General features: G+C 60.4%; 31 protein-coding genes and 2 tRNA genes. 20 read left to right on the forward strand and 13 right to left on the reverse strand.

Annotation, left to right across the window (positions count from 1 at the left end):
* Positions 1-1356 precede the first annotated feature (1356 nt).
* Together K9B37_RS25025 and K9B37_RS23295 are read left to right on the forward strand one after the other, a co-directional pair.
* Complete coding sequence (locus K9B37_RS25025; protein ID WP_369414417.1) at positions 1357-1635, forward strand: terminase small subunit-like protein; 279 nt, start codon at positions 1357-1359, stop codon at positions 1633-1635.
* Between the two features lie 370 nt (positions 1636-2005).
* Positions 2006-2323 (forward strand): hypothetical protein, encoded by a 318-nt coding sequence (locus K9B37_RS23295; RefSeq protein ID WP_224316021.1) that lies wholly within the window; start codon positions 2006-2008, stop codon positions 2321-2323.
* 144 nt (positions 2324-2467) lie between these two features.
* On the opposite strand, the gene K9B37_RS23300 is transcribed toward K9B37_RS23295, so the two are convergent.
* From K9B37_RS23300 to K9B37_RS23310, 3 genes are all read right to left on the reverse strand, one after another.
* Positions 2468-3055 (reverse strand): hypothetical protein, encoded by a 588-nt coding sequence (locus K9B37_RS23300; RefSeq protein WP_224316022.1) that lies wholly within the window; start codon positions 3053-3055, stop codon positions 2468-2470.
* Positions 3052-4023 carry a hypothetical protein gene (locus tag K9B37_RS23305; protein WP_224316024.1) on the reverse strand — a complete coding sequence of 324 codons (972 nt, stop codon included), beginning with the start codon at positions 4021-4023 and terminating at the stop codon, positions 3052-3054. The genes K9B37_RS23300 and K9B37_RS23305 overlap by 4 nt, the downstream gene beginning before the upstream one ends.
* Before the next feature lie 228 nt (positions 4024-4251).
* Positions 4252-4341: transfer RNA gene (locus K9B37_RS23310), tRNA-Ser, on the reverse strand.
* A gap of 264 nt (positions 4342-4605) precedes the next feature.
* Here K9B37_RS23310 and rplU point away from each other — a divergent pair.
* The 5 genes from rplU (at position 4606) to proB (ending at position 8430) form a co-directional block, all read left to right on the forward strand.
* Positions 4606-4998 (forward strand): 50S ribosomal protein L21, encoded by a 393-nt coding sequence (rplU, locus tag K9B37_RS23315; protein ID WP_224316026.1) that lies wholly within the window; start codon positions 4606-4608, stop codon positions 4996-4998.
* Positions 4999-5033: 35 nt separating this feature from the next.
* Positions 5034-5300, forward strand: a complete 267-nt coding sequence (rpmA, locus tag K9B37_RS23320) for a 50S ribosomal protein L27 (protein ID WP_109599731.1) — start codon at positions 5034-5036, stop codon at positions 5298-5300.
* Positions 5301-5486: 186 nt separating this feature from the next.
* Positions 5487-6131 carry a GNAT family N-acetyltransferase gene (locus tag K9B37_RS23325; RefSeq protein ID WP_224316028.1) on the forward strand — a complete coding sequence of 215 codons (645 nt, stop codon included), beginning with the start codon at positions 5487-5489 and terminating at the stop codon, positions 6129-6131.
* Positions 6132-6280: 149 nt separating this feature from the next.
* Positions 6281-7315, forward strand: coding sequence for a GTPase ObgE (gene obgE / locus K9B37_RS23330; RefSeq protein WP_224316030.1), 1035 nt, complete (start codon positions 6281-6283; stop codon positions 7313-7315).
* Positions 7312-8430, forward strand: coding sequence for a glutamate 5-kinase (gene proB, locus K9B37_RS23335; RefSeq protein WP_439651784.1), 1119 nt, complete (start codon positions 7312-7314; stop codon positions 8428-8430). The genes obgE and proB overlap by 4 nt, the downstream gene beginning before the upstream one ends.
* Before the next feature lie 52 nt (positions 8431-8482).
* Here proB and K9B37_RS23340 read toward each other — a convergent pair whose 3' ends face one another.
* The 4 genes from K9B37_RS23340 to K9B37_RS23355 form a co-directional block, all read right to left on the reverse strand.
* Entirely contained in the window at positions 8483-8896 is a 414-nt protein-coding gene (locus tag K9B37_RS23340; protein ID WP_224316034.1) for a GFA family protein, read from the reverse strand.
* 113 nt (positions 8897-9009) lie between these two features.
* Complete coding sequence (locus K9B37_RS23345) at positions 9010-9474, reverse strand: SRPBCC family protein (protein WP_224316036.1); 465 nt, start codon at positions 9472-9474, stop codon at positions 9010-9012.
* Positions 9471-9800 carry an ArsR/SmtB family transcription factor gene (locus tag K9B37_RS23350; protein ID WP_224316038.1) on the reverse strand — a complete coding sequence of 110 codons (330 nt, stop codon included), beginning with the start codon at positions 9798-9800 and terminating at the stop codon, positions 9471-9473. The genes K9B37_RS23345 and K9B37_RS23350 overlap by 4 nt, the downstream gene beginning before the upstream one ends.
* 158 nt (positions 9801-9958) lie before the next feature.
* A complete protein-coding gene (locus tag K9B37_RS23355) occupies positions 9959-10801 on the reverse strand; it encodes a DUF72 domain-containing protein (RefSeq protein WP_224316039.1) in 843 nt (280 codons plus the stop codon).
* Between K9B37_RS23355 and K9B37_RS23360 the strand changes: the two genes are divergently transcribed.
* From K9B37_RS23360 to K9B37_RS23390, 7 genes are all read left to right on the forward strand, one after another.
* Positions 10800-12137: a glutamate-5-semialdehyde dehydrogenase gene (locus K9B37_RS23360; protein ID WP_224316041.1), complete on the forward strand. Its 1338-nt coding sequence runs from the start codon at positions 10800-10802 to the stop codon at positions 12135-12137. The two genes, K9B37_RS23355 and K9B37_RS23360, sit on opposite strands and share 2 nt — an antisense overlap.
* A 23-nt stretch (positions 12138-12160) precedes the next feature.
* On the forward strand, positions 12161-12790 hold the full coding sequence (locus K9B37_RS23365; RefSeq protein ID WP_224316043.1) for a nicotinate-nucleotide adenylyltransferase: 630 nt from the start codon (positions 12161-12163) through the stop codon (positions 12788-12790).
* A gap of 151 nt (positions 12791-12941) precedes the next feature.
* Positions 12942-13271, forward strand: coding sequence for a ribosome silencing factor (gene rsfS / locus K9B37_RS23370; RefSeq protein ID WP_224316073.1), 330 nt, complete (start codon positions 12942-12944; stop codon positions 13269-13271).
* Between the two features lie 15 nt (positions 13272-13286).
* The gene (gene rlmH / locus K9B37_RS23375; RefSeq protein WP_224316045.1) at positions 13287-13781 is read left to right on the forward strand and encodes a 23S rRNA (pseudouridine(1915)-N(3))-methyltransferase RlmH; all 495 of its coding nucleotides are present in this window, start codon (positions 13287-13289) and stop codon (positions 13779-13781) included.
* A gap of 3 nt (positions 13782-13784) precedes the next feature.
* Entirely contained in the window at positions 13785-15140 is a 1356-nt protein-coding gene (locus tag K9B37_RS23380; protein ID WP_224316047.1) for a murein hydrolase activator EnvC family protein, read from the forward strand.
* Positions 15140-16456 carry a S41 family peptidase gene (locus K9B37_RS23385; RefSeq protein ID WP_224316049.1) on the forward strand — a complete coding sequence of 439 codons (1317 nt, stop codon included), beginning with the start codon at positions 15140-15142 and terminating at the stop codon, positions 16454-16456. Before K9B37_RS23380 ends, K9B37_RS23385 begins: the two co-directional genes overlap by 1 nt.
* A 214-nt stretch (positions 16457-16670) precedes the next feature.
* A complete protein-coding gene (locus K9B37_RS23390; RefSeq protein WP_224316051.1) occupies positions 16671-17213 on the forward strand; it encodes an RNA pyrophosphohydrolase in 543 nt (180 codons plus the stop codon).
* A 103-nt stretch (positions 17214-17316) separates the two neighbouring features.
* On the opposite strand, the gene K9B37_RS23395 is transcribed toward K9B37_RS23390, so the two are convergent.
* Positions 17317-17550 (reverse strand): hypothetical protein, encoded by a 234-nt coding sequence (locus tag K9B37_RS23395; RefSeq protein WP_224316053.1) that lies wholly within the window; start codon positions 17548-17550, stop codon positions 17317-17319.
* A gap of 132 nt (positions 17551-17682) precedes the next feature.
* Between K9B37_RS23395 and K9B37_RS23400 the strand changes: the two genes are divergently transcribed.
* The 3 genes from K9B37_RS23400 to K9B37_RS23410 all read left to right on the forward strand — a co-directional run bounded on the left by K9B37_RS23400 (position 17683) and on the right by K9B37_RS23410 (position 20657).
* Positions 17683-18912: an RBBP9/YdeN family alpha/beta hydrolase gene (locus tag K9B37_RS23400; protein WP_224316055.1), complete on the forward strand. Its 1230-nt coding sequence runs from the start codon at positions 17683-17685 to the stop codon at positions 18910-18912.
* Complete coding sequence (locus K9B37_RS23405) at positions 18912-19496, forward strand: protein-S-isoprenylcysteine O-methyltransferase (protein WP_224316075.1); 585 nt, start codon at positions 18912-18914, stop codon at positions 19494-19496. The genes K9B37_RS23400 and K9B37_RS23405 overlap by 1 nt, the downstream gene beginning before the upstream one ends.
* A 555-nt stretch (positions 19497-20051) precedes the next feature.
* Positions 20052-20657 (forward strand): hypothetical protein, encoded by a 606-nt coding sequence (locus K9B37_RS23410; protein WP_224316057.1) that lies wholly within the window; start codon positions 20052-20054, stop codon positions 20655-20657.
* Positions 20658-20927: 270 nt separating this feature from the next.
* On the opposite strand, the gene K9B37_RS23415 is transcribed toward K9B37_RS23410, so the two are convergent.
* Positions 20928-21012 (reverse strand) — tRNA-Leu (locus tag K9B37_RS23415).
* 163 nt (positions 21013-21175) lie between these two features.
* On the opposite strand from K9B37_RS23415, the gene K9B37_RS23420 reads away from it, so the two are divergent.
* A complete protein-coding gene (locus K9B37_RS23420; RefSeq protein ID WP_224316059.1) occupies positions 21176-21757 on the forward strand; it encodes a YqaA family protein in 582 nt (193 codons plus the stop codon).
* A gap of 12 nt (positions 21758-21769) precedes the next feature.
* Positions 21770-22258: a disulfide bond formation protein B gene (locus tag K9B37_RS23425; protein WP_224316060.1), complete on the forward strand. Its 489-nt coding sequence runs from the start codon at positions 21770-21772 to the stop codon at positions 22256-22258.
* Position 22259: 1 nt separating this feature from the next.
* On the opposite strand, the gene K9B37_RS23430 is transcribed toward K9B37_RS23425, so the two are convergent.
* Positions 22260-22829, reverse strand: coding sequence for an HNH endonuclease (locus K9B37_RS23430; RefSeq protein ID WP_224316062.1), 570 nt, complete (start codon positions 22827-22829; stop codon positions 22260-22262).
* A gap of 196 nt (positions 22830-23025) precedes the next feature.
* On the opposite strand from K9B37_RS23430, the gene K9B37_RS23435 reads away from it, so the two are divergent.
* The gene (locus K9B37_RS23435; RefSeq protein WP_224316064.1) at positions 23026-23544 is read left to right on the forward strand and encodes a DedA family protein; all 519 of its coding nucleotides are present in this window, start codon (positions 23026-23028) and stop codon (positions 23542-23544) included.
* On the opposite strand, the gene K9B37_RS23440 is transcribed toward K9B37_RS23435, so the two are convergent.
* The 3 genes from K9B37_RS23440 to K9B37_RS23450 all read right to left on the reverse strand — a co-directional run.
* A complete protein-coding gene (locus tag K9B37_RS23440; RefSeq protein ID WP_224316066.1) occupies positions 23516-24523 on the reverse strand; it encodes a c-type cytochrome in 1008 nt (335 codons plus the stop codon). The genes K9B37_RS23435 and K9B37_RS23440 overlap by 29 nt on opposite strands.
* Positions 24524-24643: 120 nt before the next feature.
* Entirely contained in the window at positions 24644-25525 is an 882-nt protein-coding gene (locus K9B37_RS23445; RefSeq protein WP_224316068.1) for a 3-hydroxybutyryl-CoA dehydrogenase, read from the reverse strand.
* Between the two features lie 78 nt (positions 25526-25603).
* Positions 25604-26232, reverse strand: a 629-nt coding sequence (locus K9B37_RS23450; RefSeq protein WP_224316070.1) for an electron transfer flavoprotein subunit alpha/FixB family protein, incomplete at its 5' end; no start/stop codon positions are given.

Below are 26232 nucleotides of genomic sequence, written 5' to 3' on the forward strand. Positions count from 1 at the left end.
CGCTCCTGAACAGTACCCAGACGCCTTCCTGGCCGCGCTCGCCAATCCGCAGCGGCTCTGGGATACCGCTTATAGGACGCACATTCCGGAGAAATGTCGCCACCTCCTTGTGGCGATGTTTTTTTGCTCGCAATATGGCGTTGAAATCACCGAGCTCCAAAAGGTCTTTGAAGCGCTTCATCAGCATTTTTGTAAAAAGTATGGAAATGTTCGTGATCCAAAGGATTTCGAAGAAGCTGTCCGGATACTCGAAGGCAGCTTCATTGCAATCCGCGATACATCAGTCAACTACATCAACCCGTCTTTCCGTGACTATATGGACGGCTACGTCGCTGACTACAATCTACTATGCGATTGCGCTAACGCTGCACAGACAATCAGCTGGGCGAAGGCTGTATGGATCAAGGCGGGGAGCCTGGCGATTGATCCGGAGCAGAAGCGAGAACTCGCGCTGCTCTTCAAGAGCATTGCATCCCGCTTCGGTCAGTTACCCACGTGGAAGCGCGCTAAATCGAATGACGATTCATACCAAGTGGCGGATACATCAAATGGTGATCGCATCGAACTGTTGCTTGAGTGGTGGGACGCTAGCGGGGACGGTTGGTTTACCGAACGCGCGCTTGAGATAGCAAAGAACCCACTCGATATTGGTACACGACAGTTGTTTAGCTCTTGGCGAGATAGCGAAAAGCTAGTCGAGTTGATCGGCAGGCTGAGGGCGGAGTGGTATTATGAAAACTTCCCGCTGCGTGAGGCGCTTATAGAAACCCTTGAGGACGGCCTTTGTCTGATGGTCAACAATAGCATGTCTTCCGATGACCTTAGTACGCTCTCGGACGCTATTGAAGACTCGCCCGACACATTGAGTTCCGAAGTTTTGGACGCGGTAAGAAACGCAATCCGCGAGGAGTTTGAGTATGTAAGCTCGGTCGTAGAGAATATCGACTCGGAGTCGACTCTTGGTGATTACATCAGCATATTACAAAAGTTAGGGCCAAGGGCAGGCATCGGTGCCACTCAGTTGAAAAGCGCGGTGTCTGTCGTCGAAGAGCGTATGGCCGAACTGCAGGAAGAAACCTCTGTGGCAGAAGCGCCTGTCCTAACCGGCCCAAAAAAAGAGCCAGACCAGTTCGATGACGCTGATTTGTGCAACCTTTTTCAGCCACTGCTAGAGCGTGGTTGATCCCTGCGGTCGCGAACAACTCGCCTAAGCACTCCGGAACTCGGGGCAAAAAGTGGTGGTGCTACTAGGTTAGCTGGATCTCCTAGATGGTGTGGTGGCTCGGCCGAAGGTGCTGACGCCATAGCTAAAGGCCAGAATCTGTACCCGCATCTTGAGCAGCAACGGTCAGGTCAATGGTGAAAAGCGAGAATATGTCTGACCGCTCTACGATCTACGGGGCTCAGGCTAGTGATGCCGATCCTGAGTTTTGGGGCCAATACGCGCGCAAAAAGCATCGAGCTTATGTTCATGGAGTGGAAATTACTGACAATGCCCGTAACGGTTTGATGACGCGGTATAATTCTGGCAGGGCAATCATCGGCTGGAAGGTCTATTTCGATCACATTCAACACTCAAAGACCGGACTTGACACGCATATTTGGATCCTAGCGAAGCGCGCACCGAGGAAATAGGGCAGCCGAATTCGACAGAGCATCGGCGTGTATGGCGAAGATCCTGACCTTGTTTTCAACGTACGATCCTTGCAGTCCTAGCAGATGCTTAGCAATCAGCCACCTGTGGCCTACGCGCTTGTCCAAAAGAGAAGCACGGGTGAGAGCCCGCGTATCAGTTTGACGATTTTGCGGTAGGGTTTCGACAGGTCTCGGGATGAATCTCGTTGCACGAGTGCAACATTTCGCGGCTATCAGACACCGCTTACATTGTGCGGACTTAGGGCGCTCGGGCCAACGCTGTGGATAGTGTGGATTGACGTTAAAGTCGGCCGCAAGTCCTACGGCAGTTGTGCATTCTTCCATGAGTGAAGAATCAAGGAAGCGCGGGATGACGATGATTTCTGAAGAGCAAATTCGGCTGGTTTCGATTGAGCCGAAGAAGATTGGAGGAATTACTCTTCATTCTACAAAGACTGTGACGCTCGCCGTGTTCCAACGTGATGCAAAGTTATCAGAGAAGGAGTTTCTTACGGTCGCTCTGACATATGACAGCGCCTATCGGGATGAAGAGCTGGTTAGAGTTGCGAGAGCTGATTTTCATAACCTGTGCCGGGATTTGGCAGACGCAACAGCATCGTGGGCAATATCAGAGGACGAGCGCGCTCGGTGTCAAGCATTCCCCACAACAGACACTCTGCCATTCTGACATTGGTTGCTCATATTGAGTAAGTTTGGCTGGCTGCGTCTTTCCAGTCTCGACTCTTGACTGCTTCAGCAGGCAACCTATCCCATCCAATTAGGGACGCACCCAACGCTCAAATTTTCGCCGGTCACAAGAGGCAGGACATATTTAATGGGGCAGTTCAATTCGTGAGCCATAGCCAGGGGGCATTTGGTAATCGTCGAGTTCGTCCACGGCGGCATCTGTCGCAGGCTTGTCACGCGCCCGAGCCTCATCCTCCGCAATTGTCGTCGAGAGATGAAGAATGCTTCGTACCGCAGCAATAACTCTGATTGAACGCAGGATTAGCAGAACGAGAGCGTAGGTAAGTGCTGCCGGAAGGAGCTGTCCGAGTGGGATCGTAGGCACCAATTCCCGCCCTGTCGAAAGTGCCGGAAGTGTCCATTTTAAAAGTTTGCCCATGACAGCTATCACACATGCCATGAGGGCATAGAGAAATAGGCCTCCGAAGACCGCAATTTGCCGGTCGATTGCTCCGGAAATCGAGCGAAGGCGCTTTACACTGAAATTGCCTGCCCGAAGTGCGGTTGCGCCCAGGACCATTGCTGGAATGAAAGCGGCCATGAGAAAGCCGATCACTGTCACAATCTCAGCAATACCATCATTGTAGAAGTCGCTCGGCATGAAGATGGCCGAGGTAATACCTGCGGCCAAGGCTACAATCGTTTCCCATCCCGTGAGGCGTAGGCGTCTCATTCGATTAATCCCGCGTCCCTATAGGAGGTCGCTGCTGTTTGCAGAGCCCGCCAAGCCTCGCTCCGAATCAGGATGTTCCCTCTATGTTCAATATCGGCCTCAACGCTAAGACGTTCAAGCCTCCCACGGTTTCTCTGCATCCCGCTTCCTTTAAGGACTAACTCCTCATCAGGGATATGCCGGAGCATGGCGAGGGCCTCATCTCCCTTAAGGGTTAGCTTCTTCCGGCCGGTTTTCAAGGAAACGCTAAGATTAATTTCAATCGTTGCTCCGTAGTCGCCGGCAATCTTCTCAATGACGCCGGTATCGAAATGCGCGGCTTGAAGAACGCCCCACACGTCTGTTGGGCTTTCTCCTGTCGCTCGCACCGAGAAACTGCCTTCGGGGTCCAATCTGAGGTCGTCCAGACTGACAGGCGGAGGCCGCAGGTTGATTGAGTTCACATCCTTGAGGATGTGTGCGCTGTCGTCGAGCAGGACTTCGCGCAGAAGCTGAACTTTTCCATTTCTGGTCGCAATTTGGGTTCTCTCGCAGAGAAGCCAATAAAGGTACCGCTCTAAGACACTCGTGGTCAGATCCTGTTCGACAATCAGGACGTGATCGCCTCGGATCAAAAAGAAGCTCATGCCACGTAGGACTTCGGCATCGTTGGGCTTTACAAGTTCTCGGACCTCAAGCTCGGCCACGTTGGAGGCATTTTGCATAAGGAGCGGGATATGAGTGTCCTCGCGGAAGCGGACCAACTCCCCATAAACATCGCCGGTCCTGGTCGCCTTTCGACCATTGAGCAAAATGCTCCCGTAATCTGGATCTGGGTAAGTCCGAAGCTTGGCTGCTGTATCCAACGGCACGCCGTCGACTTTATGCTGTAGCGCCTGTGCAACCGACAGGGAGAGCGTCTCGGCAATCAGCGGCTCTGAACTTCGGTGGAAACGGCGATAGTGAACACGAACGCGCTTGGTCGGCATCGATAAGCCTTTATACCTAAACGAGCGCAACCTTATGAGTTAACCGGCTCACGGGACAAGTGTCGCTGCGCCGTTGTGGACAGGCTCTACCCTTCTATTGGGTACTGTGCCCCTGCGGCCTCCGAGGGCTTCGGCAAGGACCGAGAACGCTGGATGGGGAAGGCGGTGGGGAAGACCGCTATGGGAACAGAAATCTCTCTTAGATACTAAGTCATTAGTAGAGATAAATGGCGGAGAGGGGGAGATTCGAACTCCCGATACGGTTGCCCGTATGCCGCATTTCGAGTGCGGTGCATTCAACCACTCTGCCACCTCTCCGGAGGGCGAAAGCCGTAAGGCCCGCTGGTTGAGGCCGGGTGGATATCATGCGTTTTTTGTCTTCACAAGCACTTAAATCGATGGATTTGATTGACATGGCAAGGATCCTCCCCTAGGAGAGGCTCCCTGGAGCGTGGGGACGTATGCCCGCGCTTTTTCGTTGCGACGGGCCTCGTGCCTGTCGTGGTTTGAAGCCGGAACTGCCAAAAAGCCGGCCGCGCGGGTCTCCCGCGGAGAGCCGGGTTTGAACACGAGGATCGAAAGATGTTCGCAGTGATCAAGACCGGCGGCAAGCAGTATCGCGTTGCCGCCAATGACGTCATCACCGTCGCCAAGCTCGCGGGCGAGCCGGGCGCCGCCGTCACGTTCGACCAAGTTCTGATGGTCACGAACGACAACGGCACCCAGGTTGGCGCGCCCCTCATCGAGGGCGCCACCGTGGCGGGCGAGGTCGTCGAACAGACGCGCGGCGAGAAGGTCATCGCCTTCAAGAAGCGTCGTCGCCAGAATTCGCGCCGCAAGCGCGGGCATCGCCAGGACTATACCGTGATCCGGATCACCGAGATCCTGGGTCAGGGCGAGAAGCCTAAGAAGGCTGCGGCAAAGAAGAAGACCACCAAGGCTGCGGCTGAAGACGCTGCGCCGGCCGCCGAATAATCGCGGCTTCGAAAGACAGAACACGGGAGTAACCCATGGCTCACAAAAAAGCAGGCGGCTCGTCTCGTAACGGTCGCGACTCCGATGGCCGTCGTCTGGGCGTCAAGAAGTTCGGCGATCAACAGGTCGTAGCGGGCAACATTATTATTCGTCAGCGCGGCACGAAGTGGCACGCGGGCGTCAATGTCGGCATGGGCAAGGATCATACCCTCTTTGCCACGGCCAATGGCCGAGTCCGATTCCTTACGAAACAAGGCCGAGCTTTCGTATCGGTCGTCCCGGCCCAAGAGGCCGCAGAATAAACGGCGAGAGCAAAACGAAGGAGCTCCCGCCGGCATCACACCGACCCGGCGGATCCAGGTAGCTCCCGAAAAGGCCTAAAAGGGCCAAGCTCCAGAAGATCCGAGATCGACAGGGGAGGTGGGATGTCCACCTCCCCTTCGTCATTTCAGGGCTCAGAAAGGGCCCGACCGGATCGGAGCACGACTATGTTTCCCGACCTCACCCGTGACGATGTTTTCCGCCTGGAAACCCGCCGCCTGTGGCTGCGCTGGCCCCGCCTTGCGGATGCCCAAGCGATCGTACGCCTTGCCGGTGAGAAAGCTGTCGCGGAGATGACGGCTCGAATTCCGCATCCATACGCACCGGAGACGGCGGAGCGATTTATCTTCCAGGCCCGGCAGTCCAATGCGGATGGCCTCAGCCTGCAGCTCGCCATCACGCCAAAAGGCAAGCCGAACAATCTGATCGGGCTCGTGGGCATCGGCCCAAGCCCGGAGGACGGTTGTCCCAGTCTCGGTTACTGGCTCGGCATCCCGTTCTGGGGGCAGGGCTATGCCACCGAGGCAGCGCGGGCCCTCATCGATGCCTTCTTCGCCTACGGCCATGAAAGCGAGCTGAGGGCATCGACTCGGGTGATCAACCCGGCCTCCCGCCGTGTGCTGGAGAAGTGCGGCTTTGCCTATCAGGGCTCCGGCCTTGCGGAACTCCAGGCCCGGGGCGGGTTCTACCCGGCCGATCATTTTCGTCTCGACCGGCGGGCCTGGGAAAGCCTGAAGAGCTGGGGCCATACAGGCCTCGTCCGCGAGCCGGTTTCGCCCGAGGCGGGGTCGGAACTTTCGCTGGCAAGCTAAGTCCGTCGAGCGCTCCCGGATGAACTGGGAGCGCTCGACGCCTTGTGCGCGTTGCCCCCGCACGATGGATGTAGACGGTCGCATTTTTTCACCGCAGAACGGGATACGCTTTTGCGAAAAATGCTCCAGTCCCGTAAAGGGAGCGGATTATGAAATTTCTCGACCAAGCCAAGATCTATATCCGCTCAGGCGACGGCGGCGCCGGTTGCGTGTCGTTTCGCCGTGAAAAATTCATCGAGTTCGGCGGGCCCGACGGGGGCGACGGCGGACGCGGCGGAGACGTCTGGGCTGAATGCGTCGAGGGTCTCAACACCCTCATCGACTACCGCTATCAGCAGCACTTCAAGGCCAAGAAGGGCGATCACGGCATGGGGAAGAACCGTGCCGGTGGTAAGGGGCACGACGTGATCCTCAAGGTGCCGGCCGGCACCGAAATCCTCGATGAGGACGGCGAAACGGTGATCGCCGACATGACCGAGGTCGGCCAGAAAGTGCTTCTGGCCAAGGGCGGCAATGGCGGCTTCGGCAATGCCTATTTCACCACCTCCACCAATCGCGCCCCCCGTCGTGCCAATCCCGGCCAGGAGGGGGAGGAGCGCTGGATCATCCTGCGTCTCAAGCTGATCGCGGATGCCGGCCTCGTCGGGCTGCCCAATGCCGGCAAGTCAACGTTCCTTGCGACCGTGACGGCTGCGAAACCGAAGATCGCCGATTATCCTTTCACCACGTTGCACCCGGGCCTTGGCGTCGTGCGGGCCTACAACCGGGAATTCGTGTTGGCCGACATTCCGGGTCTCATCGAGGGCGCATCCGAAGGCGTCGGTCTCGGCGACCGATTCTTAAGCCATGTGGAGCGCTGTCGTGTGCTTCTGCATCTCGTCGATGGAACCAGCGAGCATGCGGGTAAGGCCTACAAGACCGTCCGGCACGAGATCGAGGCCTATGGCCACGGCTTGGCGGACAAGCCCGAGATCGTCGCTCTCTCCAAAACCGACGCTCTCGATCCCGACACCTTGAAAGAACAGCTGGCACGCCTGAAGCGCGCCGCCAAGCGAACCCCTTACGTGGTCTCCGCCGCGTCCGGACAGGGGGTGCAGGAAGTTCTGCAGGCCTTGCTCTCCATCATCGATGAGGCCAGGGTCGCAGAAAAGGTGGTCGAGACCCAGGAGGAATGGCGTCCGTGAGTCTTGACCTTCGCCAGTTCCGCCGCATCGTCCTCAAGGTCGGCTCCTCACTTCTCGTCGATCGTGCCCGGGGGCGCCTCAACCATGCCTGGCTAGCCGCCCTGGCGGAGGATATCGCGGACCTGCATGCTCGCGGGGCAGACGTGCTTGTGGTTTCCTCCGGTGCCATTGCCATGGGCCGCACGGTGCTGGGATTACCGCCAGGGCCTCTCCGCCTCGAGGAGAGCCAAGCGGCGGCGGCGGTCGGGCAGATCGCCCTTGCACGGACATGGTCCGAGGTTCTGGCGCATCATGGGATAACGGCCGGGCAGATCCTGGTGACGCTCGCCGATACGGAGCAGCGTCGTCGCTATCTCAATGCCAGGGCGACCACCCTGAAGCTCCTCGACATGCGGGCCGTGCCGGTCGTCAATGAGAACGACACGGTGGCGACGAGCGAGATCCGCTATGGCGACAATGACCGCCTGGCGGCCCGTGTCGCCACCATGATCGGGGCCGATCTGCTGGTTCTGTTCTCCGATATCGACGGGCTTTATACGGCGCCGCCTGCATCCGATCCTGACGCGCAGCATATTCCCGTCGTCGACCGCATCACGCCGGCCATCGAGGGGATGGCGGGCGGGGCGGCCTCCGAACTCTCCCGCGGCGGCATGCGTACCAAGATCGAGGCAGGCAAGATCGCCGCCGCCGGTGGCACGCATATGATCATCGCGGATGGACGCGCGAAGAACCCGCTGAAATGTGTCGCTGAAGGTGGGCGCTGCACCTGGTTCCTGACCCCTTCCAACCCCGCAACGGCCCGCAAGACCTGGATCGCGGGAGCACTCGAGCCACGCGGCATTCTTTACGTCGACGATGGAGCGACGCGCGCGCTTCAGGGCGGAGCGAGTCTCCTGCCGGTGGGCGTTCGTCGGATTGAAGGCATCTTCGCCCGGGGCGACGCTGTCACCATTCGTAACGAGGCCCGTATCCTGGGGCGCGGCCTCGTCGCCTACGATGCAGAGGATGCCTTGCGGATCATCGGCAGGCCCAGCCGCGAGATCGAAGCGATCCTCGGCTATCCGGGCCGGACCGAGATGGTTCACCGGGACGATATGGCCTTGCAGGCCGAGTAGGGTCAGGGCCCCCTATCCGGCCTGCGGAATGACGTCTGGCCGCAGTCAGCGGTCACATAGGCGGCATCTTGTCGAATTTCGGCAGGTTTGGATCGATATGGTCCCAGGGCTGACTGGCAGCGCTCCAGAAAACCATCTGTGGCTTATACCGGCTTGGGTCGTCGAGGCTTCCGGCGCGCACGACGAAATAGTCCGGCATGTCGGGAAACGTCATAGCGATCGGTGATCCACAAGTAGGGCAGAAAGCGCGCGTTTTGACCGTTCCGTTGTCGCTGACCAAGTTCCAGTGTGCCGCTTCGCCCTCGATCTCCACAGCTGCGCGCGGGAAGGTGAGATGAGATCCGTGCCCAGTGCCGCTCTCACGCTGACATTGGCGACACTGGCAATCGCCCATCATCACCGGTTCGGCTGAGATTTTGTAGCGGAGCGCGCCACAGGCGCACCCTCCCGTATAAGGCTCGCTCATGTCTTTCCATCTCCTTTGAAGTATTGTCGAGCCAGGGTGCGTTCGAGGGCGTCGAACATGTTCGCTCGCCTCGCGTTCCGCGGCAGGCTCGGGCCGCCGTCTTGTCGGTCGCGTCAGTCCTGTTCGGCAGCGGTATTACCGAGGTTTTGGACAACCTTCTTCCAGCCTTCGCTCATGTTCTTGTAAGCCGTGTCATTCCTGGGCAGGACGAAGCCGGAATGGACTAGGCGGAGCCGTGTTCCGCCTGCTGCCCTGGAAAGCGTCCAGGTGACAACTGTGTCCAATTGGGAGCCGTACCCGACATTGGCCTCGTGGCCGCCTTTCCAGGCATAGACGAGTCGTTCGTTCGGGATCACCTCCAGCACTTGGCAGTGAATGGTTCCGTTCCAGTCACCGGCTGGCTTCGTCTGGAACGTGAAGCGCTGGCCCGTGATAGGCTTGAATCCTGTCGGCGCCATCATCCAGCGGCCCATCAGTTCGCCGTCTACCAGCGTCCTCCAGATCGTTTTCGGCGCATGCGGAAAGAGTTCGTCAATCACGATCTCCTGCGTGTCGGATTTCAATACGGCGTCGTTCATGGATCGATCTCTTTCAGAAGGGTACGGAGGTTGGCGAACCGCTCACGCCAGAAGACGCCGTAGTGGCTCATCCAATCGAAGAGGGGAGCAAGGCCCTCCGGTTCGGCGCGATAAAAGACCCTCCTGCCCTCGGGCCGTTCGGTGACCAAGCCGGCCTGCTTCAGCGCCTTGAGATGCTGGGAGATGGCGCCCTGCGTCACGCCGCTTCCCCGCGTCAGCTCGACCACTGTAATTTCGTCGGCGCCGACCAACCGCTCGAACACGGCTCGCCGGGTCGGGTCGGCAAGGGCGCGCATCACGCTGTTGATGTTGGCTGCTTCATGCATGGGAAATAATTAGCGAACACTAATCAATTAGTCAATACTAATTCATTGGGACCGGCGGCGCTGCCCCCGCAGCTGGGGCGTGCTGCCATTGATGCTGGCCATGAGGCTTGTCGCGACGCACTTCTTCCGACCAACGGGGCAAAGAAACATGCGTCTTGTCACGCGGCCACAATCGCCTTGAGCTTCTGCGCATCCTGAGGAACTGCGCTTTTCACATCGTTGTCGAAGTAGACGTAAGTATCGCGCCTTTCCCGGCGCCAGTGATCGAGTTTCTTTGCCCAGCTCTGCAGCGTGTTGGGACTGTAGTGCCCGGCATAGCGCCCCGCGGTCCCGTGGGCGCGGATATAGACGAAATCGGCCGTCGCGACCCATGGGGCCGGTGCAGCCTCGTGATCCGAGATGCAGAGCGCCGTGTTATGGTCGCGAAGCAGGTCGAGGGCGGGCTCCTCGTACCAGCTCGGATGACGGAACTCGACCACGCATCGGCGATGCGCCGGGATATGCTTCAGGCAGCGCGCCAGCCTCTGAAGGTTCTCCGATTCGGCCCGGAAGGTCGGCGGTAGCTGAAACAGGACGGGACCGAAGGCCGGGCCGAGCCCAGCCATGCGGCCGAAAATCAAACGGATGCTGTCCTCGACGTCCTTCAGTCGCTTGAGATGGGTGATGAAGCGGGATGCCTTCCAGGCGAACAGGAAGCCTCGCGGCGCGCTTTCGCGCCATGCCTTGACGGCCCTTTCCGTAGGCAGGCGGTAAAAGGAATTGTTGATCTCGGTGGTATTGAAATGTTCAACGTAAAAGGACAGGAAATCCTTCGGTTTCACATCGGGCAGGTAGAAGGGGCCGATCCAGCTCTTGTAATGCCATCCCGACGTGCCGATGCGCTGCTCGGCTGTGAGCCCATGACCGGCCTTGCTCGGAGAGAGGGTGCGGCTGGGATCCCGGCTTGCCGAGCGCGCGATGGATTTAGGGTGAGATGCGGATCGTCCGCGAGGCTTGGACATGGATGATACTCTGATCGTGAGCGGGGCCGACCCCGCTGACCGACTCAACGCCGCCGCTGCGGATTCGGTTGGAGCGCAGGACATCCCGGCCCTGCTCAACGCGTTGGGACGTCGGGCGCGCAAGGCGGCCCGCCGTCTCGCCACCGCCACTGCTGCCGAGAAGGAGGCGGGGTTGATGGCCATGGCCCGGCGAATTCGCCTTCGGGCCGACGCGATCCTGGCTGCCAACCGAGAGGATCTGGCTGCGGCTCGGGCGAGGGGGCAGACGCCCGCCTTCCTCGATCGCCTCACCCTCGATCCCGCGCGGCTGGAAGAGATTGCGAAAGCCGTGGAGAGCATCGCCGCGCTGCCCGACCCGGTCGGGCGGGTTCTCGCCGCGTTCGAGCGGCCCAATGGGCTCCTGATCGAGCGCGTCGCGACGCCCTTAGGGGTCGTCGGCGTGATCTTCGAAAGCCGGCCGAACGTGACCGCCGATGCGGGAGCACTGTGTCTCAAGGCCGGCAACGCGGCGATCCTGCGGACTGGGTCGGAAAGCTTCCGAACCTCCATGGCCATCGCCGAAGCGATGGGAGAGGGGTTGGAGGAGGTGGGCCTTCCCGCTGATGGGATCCGCCTCGTGCCGACTCGCGACCGCGCTGCCGTGGGGGCCATGCTCGCCGGTCTGGACGGCAATATCGACGTGATCGTGCCGCGTGGCGGCAAGAGCCTCGTGGCCCGGGTGCAGGAGGAGGCGCGGGTTCCCGTCTTCGCTCATCTCGAAGGCATCTGCCATGTGTTCGTTCATGCGAAGGCCGATCTCGCCATGGCCGAGAGGATCGTCCTCAACGCCAAGATGCGCCGCACCGGGATCTGCGGCTCGGCCGAGACGCTTCTGGTCGACCGGGCCTGTGCCGGAACCCATCTGAAGCCCCTGGTGATGATGCTGCTCGATGCCGGCTGCGCCGTGCGGGGCGATGCAACCGCTCAGACGGTTGACGCACGGGTATCGCCCGCCACCGAAGAGGATTGGCGGACGGAATATCTCGACGCGATCATCTCCGTCCGGGTGGTGGATGGCCTGTCGGCCGCGATCGATCATATTGAGACCTACAGCTCGCACCACACGGAGTCCATCGTGACCGACGACGATGAGGCGGCGGAACGCTTCCTGGCCGAAGTGGATTCAGCCATCGTCCTGCATAATGCCTCGACGCAATTCGCCGATGGCGGCGAGTTCGGATTCGGAGCGGAGATCGGCATCGCGACGGGGCGCATGCATGCCCGCGGTCCGGTAGGCGTCGAGCAATTGACCTCTTTCAAATACCGTATCCGTGGTTCGGGCCAGACGCGTCCGTGAGATTGCCGCCGTCGAAGTTTCGCTTGAGGCCGTCAGGTCTCGCCCGTCTGCCCTATGCCGCGCCAGGGATGCGGATCGGGCTCTATGGCGGGTCTTTCAACCCAGCCCACGGGGGCCATCGGCTCGTCAGCATGCTGGCGCTCAAGCGCCTGGGGCTCGATCGGGTCTGGTGGATCGTCACGCCGGGCAATCCGCTGAAGGACCCGGGAGAACTGGCCTCGACGGCCGAGCGGGCGCAGGAGGCGCGGCGCATCGCCAATCATCCCCGCATCGACGTCACCGTCTTCGAAGAGGCGATTGGGGCCCGCTACACCATCGATACGCTGACCTATCTGACACGCCGGCATCCTGGCGTCCGCTTCGTCTGGATCATGGGAGCGGACAATTTGGCCAGTTTCCATCGCTGGCGTGGCTGGCAGCGGATTGCCGGGATGATGCCGATGGCCGTGATCGACCGGCCACGCTGGACTTTGAAGGCCATGAACTCCCGGGCGGCGCTCGCTCTGTCGAAGGCCCGCATTCCGGAGAGCGCGGCTGCAGCCTTGGCTGATCTTGCTCCGCCGGCCTGGGTCTTCCTGCATGGCCCGCGCTCCTTCCTTTCCTCCACTGACCTTCGCCGTTTGCGACGAACTTCTCCCGTCGGGGGACGTTGAAAAAGAGTGCCGTTCGACATTATCTTAGAGTCACGGCGCATGATGTGGCGCTGGTTGAAAGGGTTTGAACCTGAACCGACTATCTTCGTTTGAAGCGGAACTGAATCCGCTTCCCCTTCTCTCCGGAGCGGAGGCTCCGCAGGGTGAGGACATTCAGGCCGTCGCATTGGCCAGCCTCGAGGATATGAAAGCCGAGAATACGGTCGAGATCGACCTTGCCGGCAAAACCTCGCTTGCAGACACCATGATCATCACATCGGGACGTTCCCAGCGTCATGTGGGCGCGATCGCCGATCGCTTGGTCAAGGATCTCAAGGACAAGGGCTTCGGGAACGCACGCGTCGAGGGGCTGCCCGCCTGCGACTGGGTGCTGATCGATGCCGGCGACATCCTGGTTCACATTTTCCGTCCGGAGGTTCGTAGCTTCTACAACCTCGAGAAGATGTGGGGCGCCGACCGTCCGCAAGACCGCGCCAGCTGACGGGAAACACAAGCGTTGCGGTTGAGCTTGCTGGCCGTGGGCCGACTCAAGAGTGGCCCCGAGCGGGAGCTGGTCGAGCGCTATAGACAGCGGATCGAGGCGATGGGCCGCAGCCTCGGCATAACCGGTCTCGATATGGTCGAGCTTCCGGAAAGCCGGGCGCGTCGCGATGACGACCGCAGGTCCGAGGAGGCGGCGGCGCTTCTGGAAAGGGCTGGCCAAGCTTTTCTCATCGCCTTCGACGAACGTGGCAAGAGTCCGCCGAGCGAGGCATTCGCGGAGCGAATCAGACAATGGCGGGACGAGGGGGCTCCGGGGGTCGCCTGTGTGATTGGCGGGCCGGACGGGCTCGATCCTCAGATTCTCAGAAAAGCCAAATCGGTGGTGTCCTTCGGGGCACTCACCATGCCGCATCAGATTGTGCGGGCACTTGTGGCCGAGCAGCTTTATAGAGCGCTGACAATCATCGCCGGTCACCCTTATCATCGTGCCGGCCACGACGATACGTAAGGGATGATCCGCTTTCCGTCTCCGCTCCCGCGCAAGGCTCTCGGCCTTGCAGTATGTTCGATGTTTCTCGCGCTGGGAGCTGTCCAGGCTCAGCAGGCGCAGCCGCCTGCGCCGACTGCACCGGCCGTTCCCCCCGAAACGGTCGAGCAAAAGAATCAGCGCGAAAAGGACCTGAAGGTTCTCGAAGAGGCGATGGCGGCGAGCGCCGAGGCGCGACGGAGGCTGGAGACTGAGGTCGCGGCAATCGGAGCTGATCGGGCGAAACTCAACGCGGCCTTGATCGATACGGCGGGTCGCGTCCGTGCGACGGAGGACCGCATTCGGGACCTGGAGCAGCGCCTTCAGGACCTGACGTCAAGCGAAGCAGCGACCCGACGGTCCCTGGAAAGCCGCCGCGGCATTATCGTCGAGGTGTTCGCGGCTCTCCAGCGGATGGGACGTCGGCCGCCGCCGGCGGTCCTCGTCCGCCCGGAGGACATGCTCGAGGCGGTCCGTGCCTCGATTCTGCTCGGGGCCGTGCTGCCGGAGCTGCGCGCGGAGGCCGAGACCCTCGTAAGCGATCTCGGAGAGCTTGTCCGCCTGAAGAACGCCATCACCACCGACCGTACGACCCTCAGCGGGGAGCTAAAAGCCCTCAATACCGAGCAGGAGCGCCTCACCGCCCTTGTCGATGCCCGGCAGAAGCGCCTGGCCGAGGCGGAGAAAAGCATGGGGGCCGAGAAGGAAAGGGCCGCCAATCTGGCTCAACAGGCCGGCACTCTCAAAGAGTTGATCGACCGTATGGAAAAGGAAATCTCCGGCGCCCAGCGGGCCGCCGAGGAGGCCCGCAAGGCTGCGGAAGCTCAGGAGAAAGAAGCCCGGTCCCGGTTCGCCCAGGCCGCTTTCCAGGATCCGGCGCGCCTTGCTCCGAAAGTCCCGTTTTCTGCCGCAAAAGGCCTGCTTCCAAGGCCTGTCAGCGGCGATGTCGTGCAGGAATTCGGCATTTCCGACGGCTATGGCGGAACGACGCGCGGCATTTCGATCACGACCCGTCAGAAGGCATCTATCGTATCACCGGCGGACGGCTGGGTTGCCTTTGCCGGACCGTTCCGGTCTTATGGGCGACTCTTGATCATCAATGCCGGCGGGGGGTATTATTTGCTCCTGGCCGGAATGGACCAGATCAATGTCGACGTCGGGCAGTTCGTGCTCGCTGGAGAACCGGTTGCCGCGATGGGAGACACCTCTCTCATTTCCTTGGCGGGCGGTGCCATAGAAAAGAACAATCCGATTCTCTATGTAGAGTTTAGGAAAGACGGCGGTTCGATCGATCCAGGTCCATGGTGGGCGAAATCGCAAGGCGAGAAGGTTCGCGGATAATGCGCAAAGTGTCCCTTTTAATTCTAGGTGCGGTGATAGGCGCCGGCGGCATGTCGGCGGTGTCGCAGACCAGCTTGCTGTCCTCGACGAGTGCGATTGCCGCCTCCGCGGATACATACCGGCAGCTGAGCCTCTTCGGCGATGTCTTCGAGAAGATCCGGACCGACTATGTCGAAAAGCCGGATGAATCGAAGCTGGTCGAGTCGGCGATCAATGGCATGCTGACCTCACTGGACCCGCATTCCAGCTACATGGATGCGAAGAGCTTCCGTGACATGCAGGTCCAGACCCGCGGCGAGTTCGGTGGCCTCGGCATCGAGGTCACCATGGAGGACGGCCTCGTGAAGGTCGTGGCTCCGATCGACGAAACCCCGGCATCCCGGGCCGGTATCCTGGCCAACGACATCATTACCCAGATCAATGGTGAGCAGGTCCAGGGCCTTAACCTGAACCAGGCCGTGGATAAGATGCGCGGCCCCATCAACTCGTCCGTGACGCTGAAGATCCAGCGCAAGGAAGCGAAGGATCCGATCGAGGTGAAGCTCACCCGCGAGACGATCAAGGTTCGGCCGGTGCGGGCGCGTGCCGAGGGCGATATCGGTGTTCTGCGCATCACCCAGTTCAATGAGCAGACCTACGAGGGTCTCCGCGCCGGTATCGAGAAGCTGACGAGCGATATCGGAGCCGACAAGCTCACCGGTTTCGTCATCGATCTGCGCAACAATCCGGGTGGTCTCCTCGATCAGGCGATCATGGTCTCCGATGCGTTCCTGGATCGCGGCGAGATCGTCTCGACCCGTAGCCGCAACCCGGAGGATACGCAGCGCTTCACGGCCAAGGGTGGTGACCTGACGAAGGGTAAGCCGCTCGTGGTGCTCGTGAATGGCGGCTCCGCTTCCGCTTCGGAAATCGTCGCCGGTGCTCTGCAGGATCACAAGCGCGCGACGGTGCTCGGAACCCGCTCCTTCGGCAAAGGCTCCGTGCAGACCATTATCCCGCTCGGTGGCAACGGTGCCGTGCGCCTGACGACGGCACGTTACTACACGCCGTCCGGCCGCTCGATTCAGGCGAAGGGAATCGAGCCGGACCAGGAGGTCACACAGGACATCCCGGACGAGCTGAAGGGCAAGGATGAGACCAAGGGCGAAGCCGGTCTGCGTGGTCACCTCATGAATGGCGGCGAGAAGGACGAGCGCGGCGGGTCTTCGGCCTATGTCCCGCCGGATCCGGCAAAGGACAAGCAGCTCACTGCCGCCTATGACTTCCTGCACGGGGTGCGCAAGGGCGCTGCCAACACGACCAACGTGCCGAACTGAATCGTTGTTACAGACGATCCGAAAACAGGGCCCGGCGGTGAGGAACCGCCGGGTCTTTCTTTTGGTCGATGCATGAGCGCACAGAAAGGCTTGTGCCTGACGAAACGCCACGGCACTCTTGCAGCCTGCTTCGGAACCAACACACGCATCCCGCGATCATAACAGGATGGCTTGGTGTGGGGCACGAGCATCTGCGAACGGGAGGTCAGATCTGATGAGAGGCGCGAGAGGACAGCAGGCCAGGACAGATCTTCCCTATCGTGCCTGTGTCGGCGTCATGCTTCTCAATCGACAAGGCCAAGTTTTCATCGGCCGTCGAAGGTCCGAGGGGGGCGGGGACCACGTGTCCGACGGCTATGCCTGGCAGATGCCGCAGGGAGGCATCGATCCCGGCGAGGAGCCCTATCAGGCTGCCCTGAGGGAGCTCTACGAGGAGACGAACGTTCGGTCCGTCAAGCTTCTGGCGGAGGCCCCCGAATGGTATTCCTACGACCTGCCGTCCATGGTCGCCGGTCGCGCTTGGCGTGGACGCTATCGCGGCCAGACGCAGAAATGGTTCGCGTTCCGGTTCGAGGGCGATGAGAGCGAAATCGAGGTCCAGCATCCGGGCGGCGGCCATCATCGCCCCGAATTCGATGAATGGCGCTGGGAAGAGATGCGTCTCCTTCCCGAACTGATCATACCCTTCAAGCGGCCGGTCTACGAGAACGTGGTCGGCGTCTTCCGCCACTTGGAGGCAGGTAGCGCAGGGCGGTGAGCGGCGTAACCATCGCCCAGGTCGTCTTCCAATCTGTGGACGAAATATCCCAAGGGCGGTGTGGCCACCTTGTGCCTATGTCGTGGTGCTTCCCGCAGGATTCTCAGCAGATTTTTGATGAAACTGATGAAACCCCATCAAGCGAGATATTTGCCGCATTTGCATCGCCCTCCAGTTGGGCGCGATAAGCTTCGGCAGTGGGCGCCGAGATAATTGTAGTGCCCATGACCGCCCATCGAGCAGACTTCGGAACTCCCGTTTCGATAAAATGAGAAGAAATTCGTCGATGACTACCAAGTATGTAGTCCCATTCCCGCAGTTGCTTGTCGTGGCTCATGTAGAGCAGCATCCCGACTGCGAGAAACCCACTGTGATCTAGAGGGGAGGCGCCCAAAACGTATGGCGGGCATTTTAACCATCGACTACAAGTTATGTTGGGGCGCCTAAGAAAGTCGAAAGCTGGATGCGAATGGCGGATAGGGTCACGTCGACAAGGCTGGTTTTCCATGTCGGCGGTTATGATCCCCGATCGCCAGAGCGCGTACATCGACGCTTCGTGCAAGAGTTGCGTCGTTTCGAGGCGACCTGGTCAGTAAAAGCCGTCGCGTCTGAGCCAATCATTACGGCTGACGAGGCGCGCTGGAACCTCCTGACGGAGGGCCCGAATTGGCGGGTGAAAACCGACTATCGTTTGGTCCGCTGGGACGACCTGATCGAATCGTCGGAACGTGGATCGTTGTGGCGAAGGATTCCGCGTGGCGTTCACGCCTTTACCGATTTCCTCGCCGGGGGGGCGCTCGGTGCGTATCTGCGCACCAACTGGCGTTATGCAGGTTTCTTCCTTTATCCGGTGGTCTTGCTCGCGGTCTTGGTTGCCGTAGCGGTACTTGTCGGAGTGTTCGTCGGGCGCGTGAGTGGTGTTGCTTCGGCTGGAATCCTTGTCGGCGTTGCGGCCTTCGCAGGCTTGATCCATTGGCCGGGGCGCTGGCTGCACCTGCCGCTGCTTTTCGATGATTGGAATTTTTCGCGGGCCTATATCAAGGCGCTCGATCCTGTCCTTGATCGTCGCCTTGAACGCATAGCGCACGAGGTCGTTGCAGCGGCAAGGGACCTGAGGGCTGAGGAGATCGTCCTGGTCGGGCATAGCCTCGGAGCGGTGCTTGCTGTCGATATTCTCGATCGAGCCTTGTCGCTTTATCCCGCGCTCGGTCGAAGCGACACGCGCGTGGTCCTGTTGTCGGTCGGATCCTCAATCCTCAAGATCGGGCTGCACCGGGGAGCGAGCCGTTTTCGCGCCGCTCTTCAGCGTGTGGCGAATGCCGAAGGGGTGGTCTGGGGCGAGTACCAGGCCCTTACCGATGTCATGAATTTCTACAAGACAAACCCGGTCGCATGCCTTGGGCTGGCCACTGAGAGGTCTCCCGTGGTTCGCGTGGTGCGCATCAGGCGCATGCTTGAACCCGCGGCCTACAGACGTATCCGGCGCAACTTCTTCCGCGTGCATTGCCAGTTCGTCCGAGCAAACGATTGCCGGACATCGTACGATTATTTCATGTTCCTGTGCGGTCCGCTGCCCGCAGCCGTGCAGATCCATTCCCCGACCGGCGCAATGTCGGCTATTGGGTCGGACGGGTGCCTTCTCGATATCAATTCCGGCGAGGCATCCTTTCTTGAGCGTGCAGAAAGGGCTGCCCATTGATCACGCCTACCATCGCCAAGGCGGTCTTCGTTTTCCTCGCGGCCGGCTGGTACGTTATCCGTGTTCCGCATGCTCGACGCTCCCGGCGTACGCCGATCTCCCGGAGTGCGCGGGGCATGAGGGAAATCGTGCTGTTGCTCATCTCGCTCACAGGCCTCGGCATCCTTCCGTTCATCTATGTTGTTACGGGCTTTCCCCGTATTGCGAGCCATCCGTTCCAGCCAGCTGTCGCCGGTATGGGTATTCTGCTGGCGATCGGCTCCCTGATCATGTTCTATCTGACGCATCGGGCGCTCGGGCGTAACTGGTCAGTGACGTTGGAGGTCCGAGAGCGCCACAAGCTCGTGACTGAAGGCGTCTACGAACGCGTCCGCCATCCCATGTACACGGCCTTTTGGATGTGGGCTCTCGCGCAAGCGCTGCTGCTCCCTAATTGGGTGGCGGGCTTTTCCGGCATGATTGGATTCGGCACCTTGTATTTCTTCCGCGTCGGCCAGGAAGAGCGCCTGATGCTCGATACTTTTGGCGATCAGTATCGTGCCTACATGGCCCGCACGGCGCGACTCGTTCCCTGGATTCTCTGACAAATCGTCGTTGATTCGCAGTGATTCGCGGAGCGTCAACGCGTGCGGAGCGGCATTGATTGGCAAGAAACTGGGCGATTGAGGGCAATTTTCGATCAGTAGTGGCCAGCTCGACTAAACTGGGCATAACGCAGCGTAAGGCAACACTTTGCTGGCAAGAAAATCCCAAATCTTTAGGGCAGTTGGCAAATGGTCCCAAGTAAATTTACGCTTCCTCCGTACAACAGGAGGGGTGTTTGCATGGTGATTGCTAGAAAAATTGCGTTCGCTGCCGCGCTGACTGTCGTCGCGTTCGGGATGGCCGCTTGTGTTGGCAAAGCTCCGGGATATGGATGGGGCAAGGCTCCGCCGCCTGCGCCGGCCCCGGCGGCTCCGTTGGTCCGAAAGGGTTGATATCCTTGGGGATCCAGGAGGGGCCGGACGCGCTGGCCCTTCCAAACCTGTGACGAAATGATTTCCTCGGCCTAGAATCTAGAATGTGATGATTTTCAGATGCTTGGCATGCAGTGCCGACCGTAACGATCCGAAACGGGGGCGAATAACTGCCAGGAGTTGATGGTGAAAATCTTTTCTCAGAACCGCATGAGTGCGGGCTTGCTCGCCACCCTGTTAGTGCTCTCGATGTCCACGGCCGCAACGGCCAGTTCTCGCTACGATGTTTCCGCCACGGCACAAAAGGCTCAACATGCCGGCACGCAGTATTTTATCGAGTTCCGGGCGCGGCAGGCTTTGAGCTATGGCCACACATACGCGACATTCGGTCGGCTGAATGGGCAGGGCAAGATTGTCGAAAGCAGGGTTGCCGGCCTCCATCCCGCCGGGGACAGCCCCGTTCCTTGGATGATTGGCCATGTTTTTCTCGTGCCGTCAGAAACCGGGGCGAGCGACGGCGACCTTGAGGAGCGATACGTCTCTGCCCGTTATCGGGTGCCCCTGAGCGAAGCCGAATACCGCAAGGTTACGGCCTTCATTGCTGATTTGCAGGCCAATTCGCCGATGTGGCACGCTGTCCTTTACAACTGCAACGCATTTGTCGCCGACATTGCAAAGTTCATGGGGCTCAAGACCCCGTCGTCAACGCTGTCGTATCCGGCGGATTTCATCAATGAAATGCGGACTCTCAACAACGGAGGCCGGCCGACAACTCTGCCAACCGGATGATTTCCCCGGTGCGCCTCGATCTTGCGGCTAAGGCATCGATCTTGAGCGTGGATTCGACGCTCAGGATCGGCCCGATGTCTTCTTCAAGAGATGAATGGATCCGCGTCGCCCGAGACGGGACGAAAGATCGCCCATATCATGTTCACGTCCTTGAGATTTCGCGACGTTTCACGGCGAGGCCGAGCGAAGACACCTCGGGAAGCCTGCGGAGGGTAGTTTCAAAGAGAGCATTTGATTCGCAGGGATTTTGGAAAGCCGCTTCAAACGGCGTGGTGCCCCTGGCCGGGATCGAACCAGCACTCCTTGCGGAACTCGATTTTGAGTCGAGCGCGTCTACCAATTCCGCCACAGGGGCAACGCGGAGAGCCGAGTAACACGGGCCGGGAAGGGCGGTCAATCGCGGCCTTGAACCTGTTGAGCTCTTGCCGCGGCATCGGAGACCTCTCGCCAGCGAACCCGGCTTGTGCTCAAAGGGTCAGGGCTCCAAGGCCTCGACCTCTTCCAGCCGCCGGATGACCATGCTCAGACGCCTCTACGATTGGACCCTTTCTCTCGCGGGCAAGCCTTCGGCTCCCTATGCCCTGGCGGCCGTGTCGTTCGCGGAAAGCTCTTTCTTTCCCGTGCCGCCGGACGTCATGCTGGTGCCGATGATGCTGGCACGGCCGGACAAGGCATGGTCCTACGCCCTGGTCTGCACGATCGCTTCGGTGCTCGGCGGCATCCTGGGCTATTTCATCGGGCTCTTGCTCTATGATTCCCTCGGTGCCTGGCTTTTCCAGCTCTATGGCCTGACCGATGGGGCGGAGGCGTTCCGGCACGGCTATGCCCAATACGGCCACTGGGTGATTCTCCTCAAGGGCCTGACGCCGATCCCCTACAAGCTCGTCACGATCACGTCCGGATTCGCCGGTTACAGCCTCGGCTGGTTCATCCTGCTGTCGGCGTTGACCCGCGGCGCGCGCTTCTTTGTGATCGCGCTGCTGATGAGTCGTTTCGGACCGACGATCAAGTCTGTGATAGACCGCCATTTCAATCTGGTGGCTTTCCTGGCGATCGCGGCCTTCATCGGCGGGTTCGTGGCGTTCCGATATCTGTTCTGAGGAGAGAGAGAGATGCGTTTTCGTCTGACGATGCGGCAGGCGGCGCTTGCCGTCGCCGTGGCGGCGACAGCAACCGTGGGCGGAGCGCTTATCTTCCAGCATGTGTGGGGCTATCAACCCTGCAAGCTCTGTCTTGAACAGCGCAACCCATATTATCTCGGCATCCCGCTCGCCCTTATCACGGCGCTCCTGCCCCCGCGTTGGATGTGGATCGGGTTGTGGTGCCTTGCCGTCGTTTTCGTCGTCAGCGCCGGCATGGGTGCCTATCACGCGGGCGTCGAATGGGGCTTCTGGCTCGGCCCGAGCGATTGCGGCGGCGGACCTGCGGCGAGCTCCGGCAACGTGGGAGATCTGCTCGGCCAGCTCTCAAACATCCGTGTCGTCAGCTGCACGGAAGCGGCGTGGCGCTTTCTTGGCATATCGCTGGCGGGATGGAATGCACTGATCTCTGTGGCGCTCGCCGCCCTGGCGGGATTGGCAGCCTACAGAGGCAAGGCCTGACCTACGGTTCCAATTCGCTGTCCCAGTAGAGGTAGTCGAGCCAGCTGTCGTGGAGATAGTTCGGCGGGAAAAGACGGCCGTTGGAGTGAAGGTCGTGGAGGGTCGGAGCGAAGGGGCTTTGTCGCGGCCACATTTCCACGTCGTGTGGCATCCGATCCCCCTTCTTCAGGTTACAGGGGGCACAGGCGGCAACCACATTCTCCCAGGTCGTCTGACCGCCCTTTGAGCGGGGAACCACGTGGTCGAAGGTCAGATCCTCATGAGTGCCGCAATATTGGCAGGTGAAGCGGTCGCGGAGGAAGACGTTGAAGCGGGTGAAGGCAGGATTCCGAGAAGGTTTAACGTAGGTCTTGAGAGAAATCACCGAGGGAAGTCGGATCTCGAAACTCGGACTTCGCACGACCTTGTCGTATTCCGAGACGATGTTGACGCGATCGAGAAAGACCGCCTTGATCGCATCCTGCCAACACCAGATGGACAAGGGGTAGTAACTCAAAGGCCGGTAATCGGCATTGAGGACGAGGGCCGGACAAGCTTCCGGCCGTACAACAGGCTGGACGTGTATCGTCACATCACCTCCCCATGAAGAAGAGCCGCATCCCGTTCTATTATGACTATAGAGAGTGTGACGCTGTTGTGAAGCATTGGACGAGGGCGTCTATGACGCACCCACAGGAAACCTGCGAAGACCCGGTGAGATCGATGCCTCAGGCCAAGTTATTGAAATCACGACGTATTATCGGATTTTCAGGGAAGCGTTGCGGCCCATGAACCTCGTTCACGAGAGCCTTTCTTGGCTGCAGCCGGCCATCGCCGCTCACGGGGCGCTTGTCCTCTTTCTGATCCTTTATGGCGAATCCTTTGGCTTGCCTCTCCCTGGCGAGAGCGGTCTGATCGCCGCTTCGCTGCTCGCGGCCCATGGCGATCTTCACATTGCGAGCGTCTTCCTGGCGGCATGGAGCGGTGCGGTTCTTGGTGACAGCACCGGCTACCTGATCGGACGGTGGGGCGGGCGATACGTGCTCCGGCGCTACGGTGGATTGCTCCACCTGACACCTGAGCGTCTGGACAGCCTCGAAAAAACGGCGCGCGAAAAGGGCTTCATGGTGGTGCTCACGGCCCGTTTCGTCGTGGTGCTGCGGCAGCTCAACGGCATCGTGGCCGGTTCCGTGGGAATGCCCTGGCCCCATTTCGTGGCCGCCAACAGCATCGGTGCAGGGCTCTGGGCCGGGGTTTGGAGCTTCGGCCCGTATCTTTTTACCGACTGGTTCCGCCGTTTCCTGTAGGCCGAGGGCCGGAGACGGCCCGCTCCGCCTTCAGGCGCGCCAGCTCGGCACGGATCGGACCGAACGGCCCATAGACATGTTGCTCCCGGCTAAACCCATCGGCATAGGGGCCGTAGGGCGTATCGACCGGCTTCTGGAGCAGGTCTGGGTAATCCTTGTCCGTATCCGCCTTTTGCGGCCGTGGCTGCGAGACGACGAAGGCGGCCACGTCCCATGCTTCCTCCGGTGACAGCCTAGGGAACAGGTAATTGGTCCCGTTCGGCATGTTGTCATGGATGAAGTTCGCGATGGTCGTCAGACGGTTCATTCCGGCAGCGTTGTTGAAACTGTCGGGTCCCCAGAGCGGCGGCACCATGTATCCGAGATCGGTATCGGGCAGGCTCCGGCGAAGGCCCTGACCGCCGGAATTGTGGCAGATCGCGCAGGTCTGCCGGTAGATGGTCTCGCCGCGTCGCGGATCGGCTGGCCTGTCGAGCTCCGCCATGCGACCAGAGCCGTATCCGGTCAGAACCTCGCCCGGTTTTACACCCTGTGACAGGAAATCGATATACGCGACCATCGCTGTCATCTCGGGCGCATCCAACGGGAGAGGGCGTCCGTTCATGCTCCGGGTCATGCAGGCATTGAGCCGGTCTTTAAGAGTGATCCGGCGTCCGGCCTCGGAGCCATATTGAGGGAAAAGATCTTCCAGTCCCCAAAGAGGATTGCCAAACTTCTTGGCTCCGGCGTCGAGATGGCAGTTGCGGCAAGCGAGGTTGTTGCCCGCGTAGCGCTTGGACGGGTCGGGCACCTCGGGGCCGATATGCGCATAGGTCGCGGTGATCAGATCCCGTCCGCGCCGCACAAGACGGCCATGGTCGTCATCGGGGAGGGAGCCGATATCGGGAACGTTCCAGAACGGGTCGGGGGTCGGTACCGGCGCTGTCGATTGCGCCAGAAGGACCTGCGTCCCAAGGAAGAGGGCCGCGACATAAGCCATTGCCCTGGTCGCCAAACGAAATCTGCCACGCATCGAACCGCCACGCTTACGAACCGGAACATGATGGCAGCCGGAAGGGGCGAGCGCCAGAGACAAGCGTAACGATAAGCTCGGAAAGCTCTACCGGGTAGGAACGGGCCGTTCGCCGCGATAATCGTAGAAGCCGCGCTTGGCTTTGCGGCCGAGCCACCCGGCCTCGACATATTTCACCAAAAGCGGGCAGGGGCGGTACTTCGAATCGGCCAAACCTTCGTGCAGGACCTGCATGACCGAGAGACAGGTATCGAGGCCGATGAAGTCGGCGAGCTGCAAGGGGCCCATCGGATGGTTGGCGCCGAGCCGCATCGCGGTATCGATCGCATCGACGGAACCCACACCCTCGTAGAGCGTGTAGATCGCCTCGTTGATCATCGGCAGCAGAATGCGATTGACGATGAAGGCCGGAAAATCCTCCGAGACCGTGACGGTCTTTCCGAGCTTGCCGATGAATTCCTTGGCGGATTCATAGGTCGGATCTTCGGTGGCGATGCCGCGGATCAGCTCGACGAGCTGCATCACCGGCACCGGATTCATGAAATGAATGCCGATGAAGCGCTCCGGCCGATCTGTCGCCGCAGCAAGCCGCGTGATCGAGATCGACGAGGTGTTGGTCGCGATCATCGTGTCGGGGCGAAGGGATGGGCAAAGGTTGGTGAAGATCTTGCGCTTCACCTCCTCGTTCTCCGTGGCCGCCTCGATCACGAGATCGCAGGAGGCGAGATCGTCGTAGGTCAGGGCCGGGATGATGCGGCTGAGAGCACCCTGCCGCTCGGCATCGGTGATCGCTTCCTTGGAGACCTGGCGCGCCATGTTGCCGTTGATGGTCGCGAGTCCAGCATTGATCCGCTCTTCGGAGAGATCATGGAGCCGGACCGTGAAACCTGCGAGCGAACATACGTGGGCTATGCCGTTGCCCATTTGACCGGCGCCGATTACGCCAACCGTTTTGATCTCGATACCCATCTGCCTGCTGCCCCAGACACCTTCCGTGCCGTCAAAAGAGACCGGGCGGCGGCGCCCGATCCTATTCCATTCCTGAACTCAGTGACCGGCTTTGGTCAACTCTTCCTGGAGCTGTGGCAAGATCTGGAAGAGGTCACCGACGATACCATAATCGGCGACCTGGAAGATCGGTGCCTCCTCGTCCTTGTTGATCGCCACGATCACCTTGGAATCCTTCATACCCGCCAGGTGCTGAATGGCCCCTGAAATCCCCACCGCAATGTAGAGATCCGGCGCCACCACCTTGCCGGTCTGGCCGACCTGCCAGTCGTTCGGCGCATAGCCCGCATCCACCGCCGCCCGCGAAGCCCCCATCGCCGCCCCGAGCTGGTCGGCCAGCGGCGCGATGTACTTGGCGAAGTTCTCCGCCGAGCCCAGCGAGCGCCCGCCCGAGATGATGATCTTCGCCGAGGTCAGCTCCGGCCGGTCGGTCTGGGCGATCTCCGCGCCCTTGAACCGCGACAGGCCGGGATCGTCGGCCGGGCCGACCGCCTCGATGGGGGCAGAGCCACCCTCAGCCGCCGCAGGAAAGGCCGCGGTCCGCACCGTGAGCACCGTCTTGGCATCGGTGGTCTGCACCGTCTGGATCGCGTTGCCGGCATAGATCGGCCGCTCGAAGGTATCGGGCGAGACCACCTTGGTGATGTCCGAGACCTGCATCACGTCGA

The organism is Microvirga puerhi (genome assembly GCF_020089865.1).
Lineage (GTDB): Bacteria > Pseudomonadota > Alphaproteobacteria > Rhizobiales > Beijerinckiaceae > Microvirga > Microvirga puerhi.